Consider the following 14411-nt stretch of genomic DNA (forward strand, 5'->3'; position numbering starts at 1 on the left):
CCGTTTGCTGGCTTATGGCATCTTCCGATGTATCAAGCGCACTAGCTATCCAAAGCGTGAACCCTCGGGAGCACACCACAGTGCGTGCACCTGACATCCGACTGACGGGACATGAATCGGTATGCAATCCAAAACTTCTCGGCGCACCTTTGTGAAAGGTCTCACCGCAGGCGGGATTCTCGGTGGCTTAGGGCTTTGGCAGACGCCTATATGGGCTGCCCCCAGTTTAGGTGAGACCAATGTTCTGTCAGGTACAGAGTTCGACCTCTTTATCGGAGAAACACCGGTAAATATCACTGGGAATGCCCGGACAGCCATGACAATCAATGGTGGGATTCCGGGGCCTCAGCTGCGCTGGCGTGAGGGCGATACCGTGACCCTGCGGGTCAAGAACCGCCTAAAGGATATGACTTCCATCCACTGGCACGGGATTATTCTCCCGGCGAATATGGACGGTGTGCCGGGGCTCAGCTTTCATGGGATCGAGCCTAACGGCACGTACGTCTATCAATTCAAGGTCAAGCAGAACGGAACGTACTGGTATCACAGTCACTCCGGCTTCCAAGAACAGGTAGGTGTGTACGGCCCACTGGTAATCGACGCGAAAGAGCCCGAGCCGTTTGAGTATGACCGTGAATATGTAGTGATGCTTACCGACTGGACGGATGAAGATCCGGCTTCGCTGATGAAAACACTGAAGAAGCAGTCTGACTACTACAACACCCACAAGCGCACTGTCAGTGATTTCATCCATGACGTAGCTGACAAAGGTTGGTCAGCCACCGTCGCTGACCGCAAGATGTGGGCCGAAATGAAGATGAATCCCACTGACATTGCTGACGTCAGTGGCGCGACATACACCTACTTGATGAACGGCCACGCGCCGAACTCAAACTGGACGGGCACCTTCAAACTTGGCGAAAAACTTAGGCTGAGGTTCATCAATGGTTCAGCCATGAGCTATTTTGATGTCCGTATTCCGGGTTTGAAGATGACTGTTGTGGCTGCCGATGGCCAGTATGTTAAGCCCGTGAGCGTAGACGAGTTCAGGATCGCCACTGCCGAGACTTTCGATGTGATCGTCGAACCAACTCAGGACGCCTACACACTGTTTGCGCAGTCGATGGATCGGTCGGGGCACGCCAGAGGCACCTTGGCCATCCGGTCTGGCTTGACCGCTCCAGTACCTGAGCTAGACCCTCGTCCTCTCGTCACCATGGCCGACATGGGTATGGCCGGTATGGATCATGGCGGGATGGGTGGTATGGGCGATATGGCTGGAATGGATCACAGCAAGATGGAGGGAATGTCAGGAATGGACGGCGGTGCCATGCAAGATATGAATCATGGTGCTACGCAAGAAATGTCCGGCATGAACAGCATGGCGGGAATGGATCACAGCAAAATGTCTATGGACGGCATGAGTGGCATGGGGGAAATGCAGTCGCACCCAGCCACAGAGTCCAACAATCCTCTCGTCGACATGCAGGCAATGTCGACGTCGCCAAAGCTTGATGATCCTGGCATGGGCCTTCGCGAGAATGGTCGAAGGGTACTGACGTACTCTGACCTTAAGAGCACGTTTGAGGATCCAGATGGCCGTGAGCCAAGTCGAACTATCGAACTGCACTTGACCGGTCATATGGAGAAATTTTCATGGTCTTTCAACGGCGTGAAGTTTTCGGATGCCGAACCGTTAAAACTGAAATACGGCGAGCGAGTCAGGATCGTTCTCGTAAACGACACCATGATGACTCATCCCATCCACTTGCATGGCATGTGGAGCGACCTTGAAGATGAAAACGGGCAATTCCTTGTCCGCAAACACACCATTGATATGCCGCCAGGGTCAAAGCGCAGCTACCGAGTGACAGCCGATGCGCTGGGGCGCTGGGCTTATCACTGCCATCTCCTATACCACATGGAAATGGGGATGTTCCGCGAAGTGCGTGTAGAGGAATAAGGAGTCGACTATGAGCAATTTTTTTTGCGGGACTCGCATGCACTCAGCTGTATTTGCGACTGCTCTAACCTCTATTTTTGTCTTGCCGGCAGCCGCTGAGCCAGGTCAGGCCACGGAAGACGGGCAGATGCAGACAATGGATCATAGCCAGATGCAGGGCGTGGATCACAGCAAAATGCAGGGCATGGATCACGGCCAGATGCAGGGCATGGATCATAGCAAGATGGAGGGTATGCAGCCCGCCAAGCAGCAGACACAGGCCCAAAGCCGGACTCCGATACCGCCGTTAACCGATGCTGACAGAGCCGCAGTCTATCAGGCCCCTGGTGGTCACGAAGTTCATGACACAGCCCTCAACTCATTTTTTATATTTGAGAAATTGGAATGGCAGGATGCTGACGATGGAAGCGCGCTGAACTGGGAAGCACAAGGTTGGATAGGGGGAGATGTTGATCGGCTATGGTTGCGCTCCGAAGGCGAGCGCACCAATGGGAAGACTGAAGAAGCTGAGGTTCAAGCTTTATGGGGACACTCCTTCAGCCCTTGGTGGGATCTAGTCGGCGGGGTTCGTCAAGACTTCAAACCAGGCGACCCTCAAACGTGGGCGGCTTTCGGTATCCAGGGCTTGGCGCTCTACATTTTCGAGGCCCAGGCTACTGCTTACCTGGGTGAAGGTGGCCAGACCGCAGCGCGGCTGGAAGGGGACTACGACATTCTCCTAACCAATAAGCTGATTTTGCAACCAACGGCAGAATTCAATTTCTATGGCAAAAACGATCCCAAACGTGGAGTCGGTTCAGGGTTGTCTGAGAGTGAAGTCGGTTTGCGGCTCCGATACGAAATCCGTCCAGAGTTCGCACCTTATGTAGGCGTGACTTGGAATCGGGCTTATGGAAAGACCGCTGACTATGCCAGCGAGGAAGGCGAAGACAATAACGAAGCACGTCTGGTGCTCGGCGTCCGGGTGTGGTTCTAAATCACAGTTAGCGGCACCAAATAATTATTTAACCTCATTACAACAGCTACGCGCTGTGAGGAGCCTTGCATGTCTGTACTTAAATCCTGTGTTGTGGCCGTCGCTCTTTCATCCAGTCTTCTGCTCAGTGCAGTTGCCCAGGCTCACCCGAAGCTGGTGTCCTCCACTCCAGCTGAAGGCGAGAACGGCCCCGCTCCTGCAAAGATTGAGCTGCACTTTTCTGAAAACCTGGTTACCCAGTTTTCCGGAGCCAAGTTGATCATGACCGACATGCCTGGCATGTCACACTCGCCTATGGGTGTGAAAGCCAGCGTGGCCGGCAGTAACGACCCTAAGACCATGGTCTTGACCCCGGCCTCTCCTCTCACAGCTGGCACCTACAAAGTGGAATGGCGAGCGGTTTCCTCCGATACCCATCCGATTACTGGCAGTGTTACTTTCAAAGTGAAATAAGCATGAGCGACCCTTTGAATGTGGTACTGCGCCTCGCGCTTTACCTGGATCTGATGCTCCTGTTCGGTCTCGCTGTCTTTGGGCTGTACAGCCTTCGGGGAAAAGAGCGGGTATCGGGAACAGTGCTGCATTTTGGGTCGCTACTGCCTGGCACCGCCGCTATAGGTATGCTTTTGTCCCTAGCAGCTTTCGTAGTTATGACAAAAAATATGAGCGGCGCATCCGACTGGGCGGAGCTGCGAACTCACATGGAAATGATGCTGTACGAAACAGAGATCGGCTACAGCTGGGTGACGCGCATGATCTCGCTAGCAGTGGTGATTTTTGTTGGAAGCCTGAGCAAGCGATGGCCAACGGGCAGTCTCTGGGTTGCTACCTTGGCGGGGTGCATTGCATTGGCGACACTCCCATGGACAGGTCACGGGGCGATGGATGAAGGTGCCCTGCGGTTCTGGCATTTTGCCGCTGATATTTTGCACCTACTTGCCGCTGGTGGCTGGATCGGAGCTCTCGCGGCGTTTGGTCTGATGTTGAGGATTAGGGGGGGTAATTCGGAGCATCTGGTAAGAGTGCTGTCACGAGCGCTCAAAGGATTCGAAACAGCGGGTGCATTCATTGTTGGTACGATCATAGTTACTGGCGTCGCTAACTATCTCTTCATTGTCGGGCCGACAGTAATCGAAGTCGCAACCAGCACCTATGGCGCCCTTCTACTCGTGAAAATCCTACTTTTCGCCGGCATGATCGGGCTAGCTACCCTCAATCGTTTCTACCTGAGTCCTTCACTAGAGCGTTCTGTGGAGGGCGGTGATTATTCTCTAGCAGCAAGTGCTTTAAGAAAAACTGTTGTGCTCGAATCGGCCTGTGCTGTTGTCATCGTTTGCTTGGTGGCGTGGCTAGGAACATTGAGCCCCTCAATCGAGATGGCTCAAGGGTGATCCAGGAGCTAGATCCGAGCAGCCCTACAGGCGCTCAAATCTGGGCAACGACTATCGGCTGGTAGGGTAGTCAGCGACCACTTCTTGCGCACCTGCCTTGGTGAGCCCCAGGACTTGGTAAGGTTGATGATTCTGGCCGTAGTCCATACCAGGAGAACCTGCGGGCATGCCTGGCACTGCAATTCCTGCGAGGTCTGATCGCCCCTTCAGCTTCTTGATTTCATCGACGGGGACATGACCCTCTACGAATTTGCCGTCAATTACACCCGTATGGCATGAAGCGAGTCCCTGTGGCACGCCCAGGTTCTGCTTGATAGCGCTCATATCACTTTCCACGTGGTCGACTACCTTGAATCCATTCAATTCAAGGTGCTTGACCCACTCCTTGCAGCACCCGCAGTTCGCGTCACGATGTACGTCAATTGTGAGTGGCTCAGCTGCCTGCACAACCCCACAAATCATCAATCCCACAGCAAGCGATAGCTTTAGTTTGAACATTCTATGCACCTCGTCACGTGTCATTGCACGGTTGCTCTGCATGCCCTTGGCCGTGCGCCACGAGTAGCGCTTCCGCACCGTCAGCAAGGTAGGTTAAGCGCAAAAAGTCAGGTTGCCGATTACATTTTTGTAAGCCGCGTCTTCGATGTCCCCCGCTCAATTGCCCCCGAGCCTGTCGTGACTGCGTGCTTTCTGTTTTCTGTTGGGGCAATTACATTTGCGTAAGCTTCCGCACAGTCGTCAGATTGGTAGCACACTAGAACACCGCAAAACCGGAGCCCATGCATGAAACTCTTGGTTGCAGAAGACGAACCCAAAATCGGAATGTACCTACAGCAAGGCCTCTTGGAGGCCGGCTTCAGTGTCGACCGGGTTGTGACGGGAACAGAGGCGTTACACCAGGCGTTAAATGAGGCCTACGATCTTCTAATCCTAGACGTAATGATGCCGGGCCTGGATGGCTGGGAGGTCATTCGATCTGTCCGCACAGCCGGGAGCTCGGTTCCTGTGCTGTTTCTGACTGCCAGGGACGGAGTTGATGACCGGGTCAAAGGCTTGGAGTTAGGTGCGGACGATTATCTAGTCAAACCCTTCGCATTTTCTGAATTGCTTGCCCGCGTCAGAAGCTTGCTTCGCCGTGGTGCCGCCGTACCCAACCAGACATCTATTAAGATCGGGGATCTAGAGGTCGATCTTCTGAAGCGACGGGCTTCGCGCTCAGGTCGACGTATTGACCTTACTGCCAAGGAATTTTCGCTATTAGAGCTGCTGATGCGCCGTCGGGGAGAAGTCTTGCCGAAATCACTGATCGCATCGCAGGTTTGGGACATGAACTTCGACAGTGATACCAATGTGATCGAAGTCGCGATTCGTCGGCTCCGGGCCAAAATCGATGACGATTTCGACACCAAGATGATTCAAACCGCGAGGGGAATGGGCTACATGCTAGATGCTCCGGATACAGAATGAAGCGTGCATCTCTTACCCTCCGTTTAAGCATGATGTTTGTCTGTGCCGTGGTCGCCGTGTTGGTAGCAGCAGGCTTTACTTTTGACGGATTCAGCCAACATCACTTCAAGGCCCTCGACCGTCAAGCGATGACGGAAAAGCTTGAATCCATTCGGCAAATAATGGATGGCGAAGCTGGCTCCACAGACCCTTCAGAAGTTGTGTTGCAACTACAAGCTCTCCTTGGTGCTCACCAGGAACTCTCAGCCTCAATTATCGCGATGGGAGGGAAGACGTTCTTCGCGACTTCAAATGCAGTTGGACATCCTCCTTCCTCCTCTGGTGACCCAGGGAAAGATATGTGGGAGTGGACAGCTGGAAGCCATATGTACCGAGGCATGAAAGCCCAAGTTCATTTGGCGAATGAAGCTGAGCCACTGACCGCGTGGTTGAGTCTAGACATCACAAGCCATATGCATTTCGTTGAAACTCTGCGCTGGTGGTTGGTGATCGGGCTGGCGATTAGCGCCTTGGTCAGCGCAGGTTTAGGGTGGCTGGTGGCGCGCAGCGGGCTGAAGCCGGTCGCACAAGTGACGCAAGTCGCGGCCTCAATGTCAGCCGGATCGCTGAAAGAGCGGATTCCCATGGACTCTGTGCCTCGCGAGCTAGAGCTCCTCGTCACTTCGTTCAACGCTATGCTGGCTCGCCTTGAAGAATCATTTGCTCGGTTGTCTAACTTTTCAGCCGATATCGCGCACGAGCTACGTACTCCTATCAGCAATCTGCGCACACATACCGAAGTCATCCTCACAAAGAAACGTGCACCAGAGGATTATGAAGAGAATCTTTATTCCAACCTGGAAGACCTGAACCGACTCTCCAGCATTATTGACGGCATGCTTTTCTTAGCAAAGTCGGACAACGGTCTGGTTCTACCTGCCAAAGAGAAAATCGAGTTGCGTTCGGTCGTCGAGAAATTGTTCGAGTATTACCAGCTTCTGGCAGACGACACAGGGGTAAAGCTGCAGGTAGTCGGGCACGGCGCGGTGAATGGTGACGGGACGATGCTGGATAGGATGATCTCGAATTTGCTGTCCAATGCGCTCAGGTATACCCCGCCTGACTCTATAATTTCCGTGAAAATTGAGCCGCTTGGCAGGATGGTTAGCTTGTCAGTAGAAAATCCCGGCGAGGAGATAGCGGCAGCGCATCTGCCCCGGCTGTTTGACCGTTTTTACCGAGTCGATCCCGCACGGAGAGAGGGCGCTACGAACCATGCCGGTTTAGGGTTGGCAATCGTCAAATCACTGGTTGACGCCCATGACGGCACCGTCGGATGTGTCTCCAGAGAAGGTCATACGACCTTTGTAATCCGCTTACCCGCGTGGCCTGCTGATCACGAGTGAAAGCAAGAGATCGCTTATATGCCTTGCGCAATCTCCCATGCTGGCTGTTTCGACGTCACTGACAAGATATAGGTATGCCTGCCTCAGACCACAAACATGGCGAGAATAAGCGTGAGTACCACCGTCGTTGTCAGTGTTCTGCTGAACATGGCGTTCGGGTTTCAACTCGTTTTATAGGGATTTGTTACGTTTGACCTATCCCCCTAGGGGGGATAGGATGCCGGCGTAATTCTTTGGGGCCCGAGGCTCAAGTCATGAGTGAGCAAGAACACCAACATAGCCATCCGCACACCCACCAAAGTCACGAGGCGATCATCAAGCGCCTCAAGCGGGCTGATGGCCATTTACGCGGCATCATTACCATGATCGAAGAGGGTCGTGAATGCGTGGACATTGCTCAGCAGTTGCACGCTGTCGAAAAAGCGGTCTGCCAGGCGAAGCGCACGCTCATCCAGGATCACATCGATCACTGCCTTGAGGACACCGTTTCGGCGTTAGGCAATGGGGAGCGCGCACCACTGGAAGCGTTCAAACAAATCACCAAGTACCTCTAGGTCTGAAATGCCCAATTTCGCTGGACTGCTGCAACAAGGCGGGGCTAACGCCTGGCTGTATTTCCCGAGCGCTATTCTGCTCGGTGCCTTGCACGGCCTAGAACCGGGCCATTCAAAAACCATGATGGCGGCCTTCATCGTGGCCATCCGTGGCTCGGTCAAACAGGCTGTTTTGTTGGGACTGGCCGCGACGCTGTCGCACACCGCTGTGGTCTGGTTGGTCGCCATCGGCGGCATGTACCTGGGCCAAGGTCTGGACGCTCAAACTACTGAGCCATACTTCCAGATTGCGTCCTCTGCGCTGATCATCGTGATTGCACTTTGGATGCTGTGGCGTACCTGGCGTGGTGAGCAGATGTTCAAGTTTGAGCAAGGTGATGATCACCACCACGGCGAGCATGACCATGGCCATCATGATGAAACCCATCGAATCGATACCGGCCATGGCCGCATCGAACTGTCGATCTTTGAAGAAGGCATGCCCCCTCACTGGCGCCTGAAGACATTGACCGGACATGTTTGGCCCGCTTCGGACATTCGTTTGATCACTACCCGTGCTGACGGCAGCACTCAAGCATTCTCATTTGCTCAACGTGAAGGGTTCCTGGAGTCGACGGTCAATATCCCGGAGCCTCATGAGTTTAGTGCTCTATTGAGTCTTGGGCATGCCGGTCACTCCCATGATTACGACCTGGAATACCAGGAGCATAATCACGGGCACACGCATTCCGAACTGGAAGGTCTGGAGTTGTCGATTGATGGCTATCAAGATGCGCATGAACGTGCGCATGCCAATGACATCCGGAAGCGCTTCACCAACCGCGAGGTCACCACGGGCCAGATCGTCATGTTTGGTCTGACTGGAGGTCTGATTCCGTGCCCTGCCGCAATTACCGTCCTACTGCTGTGCCTTCAGGTTAAAGAAGTGGCACTGGGTGGCATGCTTGTCCTGTGCTTCAGCATTGGCTTGGCGATCACCTTGGTGGCTGTGGGTGCTGCTGCGGCCATTGGGGCTAGACAGGCTTCCAGCCGCTGGCCATGGCTGGGCACAATTGCTCGTCGTGCGCCTTACCTGTCTAGCGTGTTGATCATTGGCGTTGGCTTGTACGTGGGCGCCCATGGCTGGATGGGCCTGAATGCATAAGGCGACGTTCGAGTGTTTGAACGCAGCTACGTTGGTCTGTTCCAGGCAGCAGGATCGCGATTGGAGTCTTCGCATCTCTTAATGGGGGGCGCCGGGAGAGAATTGCTGATCCCGACCCTCGTGTTGCTTTTCGGGGCAGACATAAATTAGCTGGCAGCCTGTCACTGCCTGTAAGCCTTCCTACGATGCTGGTAGGTTTTACTCGATAAAGCCTGACGGCCAGAGACAGCGGCAGCTCAAGAAATAGGCACGCGGCCTTTCATCGAATGTCAGGGAGAAAGTGAGAAAGTCGCTTGTCCGCTGAAGGCAATTGGCCATACCCTGCGAAGCGTGAGAGGCCTTACGCATACAAAAATATGAGCATGGAGCAAGCCCTGATGAAACTGTCCGCCATTTTGATCGCCGCTTTACTTTCGATTACGTCCGTTGCTGCCTTCGCGCACAGCGGCGGTACTGATTCAAAAGGTTGCCATCGCAACCATAAAACGAACGACTACCACTGCCACTAAACGGCAAAAGCCCAGCTTGAGGCTAGGCTTTGACGCAGCTGGCTTTCTCACATTTGTGGAGGCCAGTTATGCGATTCACCTTGGCATTCTTTGCACCACGCATAGAGTGCGTCGTACATGATCAGGCCATGCGTAAGCATCTCATGGTCGTTTATAAAACGCTGCGACAGTCCCAGTGAAATGGCGTACAACCCAGCCGATTGTGGAGTCAGATCCAAGCGAGAGGTATCAGCGCCACGGACGATCTTTGCCAGGTGCTGCAAGGTTGGCTCACTGAGCTGGTACTTCCTTAGAAACGCATCGAAGCTGCACAACTCTCCCTCGTGAGTAAGCTCAACGCCCGAAATGTCGTAGGGTGCAGCATCTTTCTCTGCTGCAATCCGCAGCACATCACCGCTGGGCACGTATAGAAACTCGGGCTGGGGATCGATAAAGCGAGTGATCAACCAGGGACAGGCAATGCGGTCGATCTTGGGTCGTTCACGGGTAATCCACCTCATGGAACACCTCCTGCCTTGCTCAGTAGGCTGGGTGATCTGGCGGGCCCAGTGCCCGCCAAAGATTGTTAACCCATTCGTGCGGTCTAGCGCAGCAGATGCACTGCCAAGCCCACGAGCGCGCAGGCCATCAGCACCTTAATGACACCCCGCTTGAAGCGGAACAAGGCAATCGCCGCCGCAATGGCGATCAGTGCAGAGGGCCAGTCGAGATTGCCGCTGAAGCCCTTCGGCCAAAGCACGTGATAGCCGAAGAAACACGCAAGATTGAGGATCACTCCAACGACCGCAGCTGTAATTGCGGTAAGCCTCCGGTGGAGGATTTGCGGATGGCGGGGAGTCTAACAATCGGAAAAAACGATAGCCAGCTAACTAAATGAGAAGGTTTTTTTCGTATTCTGTAACAGTGCGACAGGATGTCGCGGGTTAGCCCGGAATGTACGGTAGGTGGGAACAGCGTGGGAGCAAGTGACACTCGCTCCCACAGAGCCTTGCCGCGTCAGATTGATGAACGACGATAGTCCCGGTAGCGAGCCTGCCAGAAGTTTCTTTCGATCGCCGAGTGCAGGCGTTCGTCACTGATCTGCAGCGCCTTGCCTTCTTCCTGCGCCTGTTTGGCCACCGCGAAGGCGATTTTCTTGCTCACTTCCTGTATCTCGCTCAACGGCGGCAATACCGCATCACCCTTTCCCGTCACCAGTGGCGAACAGTCGGCCAATGCTCTGGACGCGGCCATGATCATGCCCTCGGTGACGCGGGTGGCCATGACCGCCAGGACGCCCAGGCCGATTCCGGGGAAAATGTAGGAATTGTTGCACTGGGCGATCTCGATCTTGCGCTCGCCCAGGGTGACCGGGGGAAACGGACTGCCGGTGGCCACCAGGGCCTGGCCATTGGTCCAGTTCAGGATTTCCTGGGGGGTTGCCTCGATCTTGGAAGTCGGGTTGGACAACGGCATGACGATCGGCTTGGAACAGCCTGCATGCAGGGCACGAATGACTTGTTCGGTGAACAGTCCGCGCTGCGCCGATACACCGATCAGAATGCTCGTCCTGGCGTTGCTGACCACATCCAGAAGGGTCAAGTCACCGGTGCCCGTGGCCCATGCCGGCAGGCTGCTGCGCTTTTGCGCCAGCTTGTGCTGAAACGGCAGGAGGTTGGCCATGTCATCGGTCAGCAGGCCCCAGCGGTCGATCATGAAGATGCGCTGGCGAGCCTCGCTGTCGCTCAGCCCTTCGAGCATCATCGCCGCGACGATCTGCTCGGCAATGCCACAGCCCGCTGAACCGGCACCGACGAAGGTCACGACCTGATCGGACAGGCTTTCGCCTTTGGCCTTGCAGGCGGCGATTAAGGTACCGACGGCGACGGCAGCGGTGCCCTGGATATCATCGTTGAAGCAGCAGATCTGATCCTTGTAGCGCTCCAGCAGCGGGTTGGCGTTGGCCTGGGCGAAATCCTCGAACTGAAGCAGCATGTTGGGCCAGCGACGTTTGATGGCCTGGATGAACAGCTCCACGAACTCGTCGTACTGTTCACCGCGGATACGTTCATGGCGCCAGCCCATGTACATCGGGTCGTTCAGCAGGTCAGGGTTGTTGGTGCCGACGTCCAGCACCACCGGCAAGGTGTAGGCCGGGCTGATGCCTCCACAAGCGGTGTAGAGCGACAATTTGCCGATCGGGATGCCCATGCCACCGATGCCTTGGTCGCCGAGCCCGAGGATGCGCTCACTGTCAGTGACCACGATCACCTTGACGTTGTCCTTGGTGGCGCTGTGCAAGATATCGTCAATGCGATGGAGGTCGGGATAGCCGATGAACAAGCCCCGATGAGTGCGGTAGATACTGGAGAATTCCTGGCAGGCCTGGCCGACGGTCGGGGTATAGATGATTGGCAGCATCTCTTCGAGGTGATCTTCGAGCAGACGAAAAAACAGTGTCTCGTTATTGTCCTGCACGCCGCGCAAGAAGACATGCCGGTCGATGTCGCTCAGGCACAGCTCGTATTGCCGGTAAACCCGGGTTGCCTGCTCCTCGATGGTTTCCGTGGCCTGCGGTAACAGGCCAAGCAGATTGAAGTCGATCCGCTCCTGCAAATTGAAGGCGCTGCCTTTGTTCAGCAAGGGCATTTCCAGCAGCGTCGGGCCGGAGTAGGGAATGTACAGCGGCCGTTTTGGTTTTTCGTTCATTTTAAGTTCTCTAAGTTGTGCAGACCCTGAACCTGGCAGGCTAATGAGCGCGTGGTACATAAACGTTAGTCTGCTACTTATTTGTTTCGGGTCTGTGAGCAGAGCTACTGAACACTGCGCACTATCGCCGTTTGTGTACTCTCCAAAAACTGCACAGTCATCCCTGACAGGGCGCGCGTTCCGACGACCAGCGCGCTTTCGTCGACAAAGAAGTTCGGATTATGGTTGGGCGCGGCGGTCGCCGTGTCCTGGCCATCTGGCGTTACGCCAAGAAAGAAATAGAGGCCGGGCACCTGGCGGGCGAAGAAGGAGAAGTCTTCGGAGGCACCGACCAGGGGGGCTGTCGCCACTTTGCCTGAGGCTGCCCGGTCAAGCACGGGAGCCATTTGCATGGCGAGCTTTTCGTCGTTCATCGTGGTGCCGTAGGCCGGGACCACCGAAACCTCGGCCTTGGCCTGCGCGCTCTCGGCGATTTTCTCTGTGCTGAGTTTTACATCGCGGCCGACCTGCGCACGGACCTTCTCGTCGTAGGTGCGAATGGTGCCTGCCATCCGTACCTGATCCGGGACGATGTTGGGCGCGCTGCCGCCCTGGATCATGCCGACGGTGATCACCGCCGGCGATTGCGTCAAATTGGTCCGGCGGCTCACCACGGTCTGCAGGCCGGCGAGCACTTGGCCTGCCGTCACTATCGGGTCGACAGTATTCCAGGGCATGCCGCCATGGCCCTGTACGCCGGTGATGGTGATCTGCAGGTCATCGCTGCTGGCCGTGGTCGCGCCGGTACGCCAGCTGAGTTCCCCTGAACGTCCGGGCATGACGTGCACCGCAAAGATCGCATCGGGTTTGCGCTTGTCGAACAACCCCTCCTGCAGCATCAGCTGCGCACCCCACCGCCTGGTTTCGCCCGGCATGACCAGGCTCGAGCCTTCTTCCGCAGGCTGGAAGATGAACATCACCTTGCCCGGCAGATCCTCGCGCATGCCGGCCAGCACCTCGGCCGTAGCCATCAGCATGGCGGTGTGAGCATCGTGACCGCAGGCATGCATGACGTCGACGACCGTACCCTTATAAGTGCCGCTGGCCTGGGACGCGAATGGCAGGCCCGCCGGTTCCTTGACCGGCAGGGCGTCCATGTCGGCCCGAAGGGCCACCACAGGTCCAGGCTTGCCGCCCTGAAGAATGCCCACCACGCCAGTGCGAGCGATGCCCGTGTGCACCTCGATACCCAACTGGCGCAGGTGGTCAGCCACCAGTTTGGCGGTGCGCGTCTCCTGTTCGCCCAATTCCGGGTGTTGGTGAATATCGCGGCGCCAGTCAATCAGCTTCTGCTCCACGGCTGCGGCGCGGCTGTAAGCCTGCTCCTCAAGTGCGCTGGGCGATTGTGCCTGGGCGGTGCCGGCGAGACCGAGCAGTATGCCGACCAGCAACTTTGCAGGTTTGAATGCTTGCATTGTTTCTACTCCTGGCATTTTTGCAGCGTCCCGTGGCGGTCACTGCCAAAAGGATCAGCCTAGGGCATTGTGCAGTCCTTCGCACCAGCGGACGAGGCGAGGGCGTGTTCTTGTTACAGTTCGAACACAGGGACTCGAGGGCTGGCGTATATGCAAAAAATCCTGACGCACTGTTTAGCCGCCGGGCTTTTTTGAAGCTGCCGTTCGTCCAAAGCCTGGCACTTACAAAGCGTTGTCGTCTCTCAAATTCATGCACGGATATTCCGCGCGTCAAATTGGAGATTCAGCATGGACATTGATGAGAAAGCGCCAGGAAACATATCTCAACAGGGTGTGACGGACAGCACGGATAACGAGGCAGGCCATGATCCCAAGCGCAATGAACCCGAGGTTCCGTTGCCGGCGGACGATGAAGCGCCTGTCGAGGAAGAAATGGCAGATGTGGACACCAACAATTCGGTGTCGAGCGAGCACCCCGACCCTTGATGGTCTTCTTTGATTAATGAGCCGGGCCACCGCGTCGTTTCGGTTCGCGAACAGGCCTGAGGGTCATCTCGCCGACTGCCCACCTCGCGGATGCGGCATCAGCTCGCCGAACACCACGCACCGCCTTTGCGACGGTTGGACTTCTCTTCGAGTTGGATGGCGAAATCCATGGCCTCTTGGTAGTTAGGGAAGTCCCAGGTTTTGCCAGTGTATCGCTCGACGACCTGGTAAATGCCGAGTTTTTTGGTCACTACCTGGAAGCGAACACCGCGGCGCGACTTCATTCGATTATTGCGCCGGAAGCAATCGATGCGTGCTTCATCGGAGCCGACAAGCAGGGCGCCGAGCTCATCAAAGCGCTGTTGAAAGGATGGATGCATGTCTGATCCTCGAA

Annotated in this window: 16 protein-coding genes; 10 read left to right on the forward strand and 6 right to left on the reverse strand. The window is 55.7% G+C overall.

Annotated elements, in window-relative coordinates; all coding sequences use genetic code 11:
- The first annotated feature begins 121 nt into the window (after positions 1–121).
- The 4 genes from ACA041_RS11355 to copD all read left to right on the forward strand — a co-directional run bounded on the left by ACA041_RS11355 (position 122) and on the right by copD (position 4330).
- Positions 122–1963 (forward strand): copper resistance system multicopper oxidase, encoded by a 1842-nt coding sequence (locus ACA041_RS11355; RefSeq protein WP_497441172.1) that lies wholly within the window; start codon positions 122–124, stop codon positions 1961–1963.
- 127 nt (positions 1964–2090) lie between these two features.
- Positions 2091–2939, forward strand: a complete 849-nt coding sequence (locus ACA041_RS11360; RefSeq protein ID WP_497442052.1) for a copper resistance protein B — start codon at positions 2091–2093, stop codon at positions 2937–2939.
- Positions 2940–3008: 69 nt separating this feature from the next.
- Positions 3009–3392 (forward strand): copper homeostasis periplasmic binding protein CopC, encoded by a 384-nt coding sequence (copC, locus tag ACA041_RS11365; RefSeq protein WP_497441173.1) that lies wholly within the window; start codon positions 3009–3011, stop codon positions 3390–3392.
- Between the two features lie 2 nt (positions 3393–3394).
- Positions 3395–4330: a copper homeostasis membrane protein CopD gene (gene copD / locus ACA041_RS11370; RefSeq protein WP_497441174.1), complete on the forward strand. Its 936-nt coding sequence runs from the start codon at positions 3395–3397 to the stop codon at positions 4328–4330.
- A 51-nt stretch (positions 4331–4381) separates the two neighbouring features.
- Here the strand turns inward: copD and ACA041_RS11375 are convergent, their stop codons facing one another.
- The gene (locus ACA041_RS11375; RefSeq protein WP_497441175.1) at positions 4382–4828 is read right to left on the reverse strand and encodes a DUF411 domain-containing protein; all 447 of its coding nucleotides are present in this window, start codon (positions 4826–4828) and stop codon (positions 4382–4384) included.
- A 285-nt stretch (positions 4829–5113) separates the two neighbouring features.
- On the opposite strand from ACA041_RS11375, the gene ACA041_RS11380 reads away from it, so the two are divergent.
- From ACA041_RS11380 to ACA041_RS11400, 5 genes are all read left to right on the forward strand, one after another.
- On the forward strand, positions 5114–5797 hold the full coding sequence (locus ACA041_RS11380; RefSeq protein ID WP_214382591.1) for a heavy metal response regulator transcription factor: 684 nt from the start codon (positions 5114–5116) through the stop codon (positions 5795–5797).
- Positions 5794–7182: a heavy metal sensor histidine kinase gene (locus tag ACA041_RS11385; protein ID WP_497441176.1), complete on the forward strand. Its 1389-nt coding sequence runs from the start codon at positions 5794–5796 to the stop codon at positions 7180–7182. The genes ACA041_RS11380 and ACA041_RS11385 overlap by 4 nt, the downstream gene beginning before the upstream one ends.
- 254 nt (positions 7183–7436) lie before the next feature.
- Positions 7437–7736: a metal-sensing transcriptional repressor gene (locus tag ACA041_RS11390; RefSeq protein WP_101209371.1), complete on the forward strand. Its 300-nt coding sequence runs from the start codon at positions 7437–7439 to the stop codon at positions 7734–7736.
- Between the two features lie 7 nt (positions 7737–7743).
- Positions 7744–8880 (forward strand): nickel/cobalt efflux protein RcnA, encoded by a 1137-nt coding sequence (locus ACA041_RS11395; RefSeq protein WP_497441177.1) that lies wholly within the window; start codon positions 7744–7746, stop codon positions 8878–8880.
- A gap of 377 nt (positions 8881–9257) precedes the next feature.
- Positions 9258–9389 (forward strand): YHYH domain-containing protein, encoded by a 132-nt coding sequence (locus ACA041_RS11400; RefSeq protein ID WP_096144211.1) that lies wholly within the window; start codon positions 9258–9260, stop codon positions 9387–9389.
- A 47-nt stretch (positions 9390–9436) separates the two neighbouring features.
- Here ACA041_RS11400 and ACA041_RS11405 read toward each other — a convergent pair whose 3' ends face one another.
- The 4 genes from ACA041_RS11405 to ACA041_RS11420 all read right to left on the reverse strand — a co-directional run bounded on the left by ACA041_RS11405 (position 9437) and on the right by ACA041_RS11420 (position 13531).
- Positions 9437–9889 carry a chromate resistance protein ChrB domain-containing protein gene (locus ACA041_RS11405; RefSeq protein ID WP_497441178.1) on the reverse strand — a complete coding sequence of 151 codons (453 nt, stop codon included), beginning with the start codon at positions 9887–9889 and terminating at the stop codon, positions 9437–9439.
- An 83-nt stretch (positions 9890–9972) separates the two neighbouring features.
- Entirely contained in the window at positions 9973–10209 is a 237-nt protein-coding gene (locus ACA041_RS11410; RefSeq protein ID WP_497442053.1) for a hypothetical protein, read from the reverse strand.
- Between the two features lie 176 nt (positions 10210–10385).
- On the reverse strand, positions 10386–12077 hold the full coding sequence (locus tag ACA041_RS11415; protein WP_497441179.1) for an NAD-dependent malic enzyme: 1692 nt from the start codon (positions 12075–12077) through the stop codon (positions 10386–10388).
- Between the two features lie 104 nt (positions 12078–12181).
- Positions 12182–13531: an amidohydrolase gene (locus tag ACA041_RS11420; protein ID WP_497441180.1), complete on the reverse strand. Its 1350-nt coding sequence runs from the start codon at positions 13529–13531 to the stop codon at positions 12182–12184.
- Positions 13532–13819: 288 nt separating this feature from the next.
- Between ACA041_RS11420 and ACA041_RS11425 the strand changes: the two genes are divergently transcribed.
- Positions 13820–14017 (forward strand): hypothetical protein, encoded by a 198-nt coding sequence (locus ACA041_RS11425; protein ID WP_497441181.1) that lies wholly within the window; start codon positions 13820–13822, stop codon positions 14015–14017.
- 98 nt (positions 14018–14115) lie between these two features.
- On the opposite strand, the gene ACA041_RS11430 is transcribed toward ACA041_RS11425, so the two are convergent.
- A complete protein-coding gene (locus tag ACA041_RS11430) occupies positions 14116–14397 on the reverse strand; it encodes a hypothetical protein (protein ID WP_497441182.1) in 282 nt (93 codons plus the stop codon).
- Between the last annotated feature and the right edge of the window lie 14 nt (positions 14398–14411).

The organism is Pseudomonas sp. LBUM1676 (assembly GCF_059695605.1).

Excerpts from the sequence above, each read along its gene's own strand:
- ACA041_RS11355 (WP_497441172.1), top strand. The coding sequence starts at position 122 with ATGCAATCCAAAACTTCTCGGCGCACCTTTGTGAAAGGTCTCACCGCA.
- ACA041_RS11360 (WP_497442052.1), top strand. The coding sequence starts at position 2,091 with ATGCAGACAATGGATCATAGCCAGATGCAGGGCGTGGATCACAGCAAA.
- copC (WP_497441173.1), top strand. The coding sequence starts at position 3,009 with ATGTCTGTACTTAAATCCTGTGTTGTGGCCGTCGCTCTTTCATCCAGT.
- copD (WP_497441174.1), top strand. The coding sequence starts at position 3,395 with ATGAGCGACCCTTTGAATGTGGTACTGCGCCTCGCGCTTTACCTGGAT.
- ACA041_RS11375 (WP_497441175.1), bottom strand. The coding sequence starts at position 4,828 with ATGTTCAAACTAAAGCTATCGCTTGCTGTGGGATTGATGATTTGTGGG.
- ACA041_RS11380 (WP_214382591.1), top strand. The coding sequence starts at position 5,114 with ATGAAACTCTTGGTTGCAGAAGACGAACCCAAAATCGGAATGTACCTA.
- ACA041_RS11385 (WP_497441176.1), top strand. The coding sequence starts at position 5,794 with ATGAAGCGTGCATCTCTTACCCTCCGTTTAAGCATGATGTTTGTCTGT.
- ACA041_RS11390 (WP_101209371.1), top strand. The coding sequence starts at position 7,437 with ATGAGTGAGCAAGAACACCAACATAGCCATCCGCACACCCACCAAAGT.
- ACA041_RS11395 (WP_497441177.1), top strand. The coding sequence starts at position 7,744 with ATGCCCAATTTCGCTGGACTGCTGCAACAAGGCGGGGCTAACGCCTGG.
- ACA041_RS11400 (WP_096144211.1), top strand. The coding sequence starts at position 9,258 with ATGAAACTGTCCGCCATTTTGATCGCCGCTTTACTTTCGATTACGTCC.
- ACA041_RS11405 (WP_497441178.1), bottom strand. The coding sequence starts at position 9,889 with ATGAGGTGGATTACCCGTGAACGACCCAAGATCGACCGCATTGCCTGT.
- ACA041_RS11415 (WP_497441179.1), bottom strand. The coding sequence starts at position 12,077 with ATGAACGAAAAACCAAAACGGCCGCTGTACATTCCCTACTCCGGCCCG.
- ACA041_RS11420 (WP_497441180.1), bottom strand. The coding sequence starts at position 13,531 with ATGCAAGCATTCAAACCTGCAAAGTTGCTGGTCGGCATACTGCTCGGT.
- ACA041_RS11425 (WP_497441181.1), top strand. The coding sequence starts at position 13,820 with ATGGACATTGATGAGAAAGCGCCAGGAAACATATCTCAACAGGGTGTG.
- ACA041_RS11430 (WP_497441182.1), bottom strand. The coding sequence starts at position 14,397 with ATGCATCCATCCTTTCAACAGCGCTTTGATGAGCTCGGCGCCCTGCTT.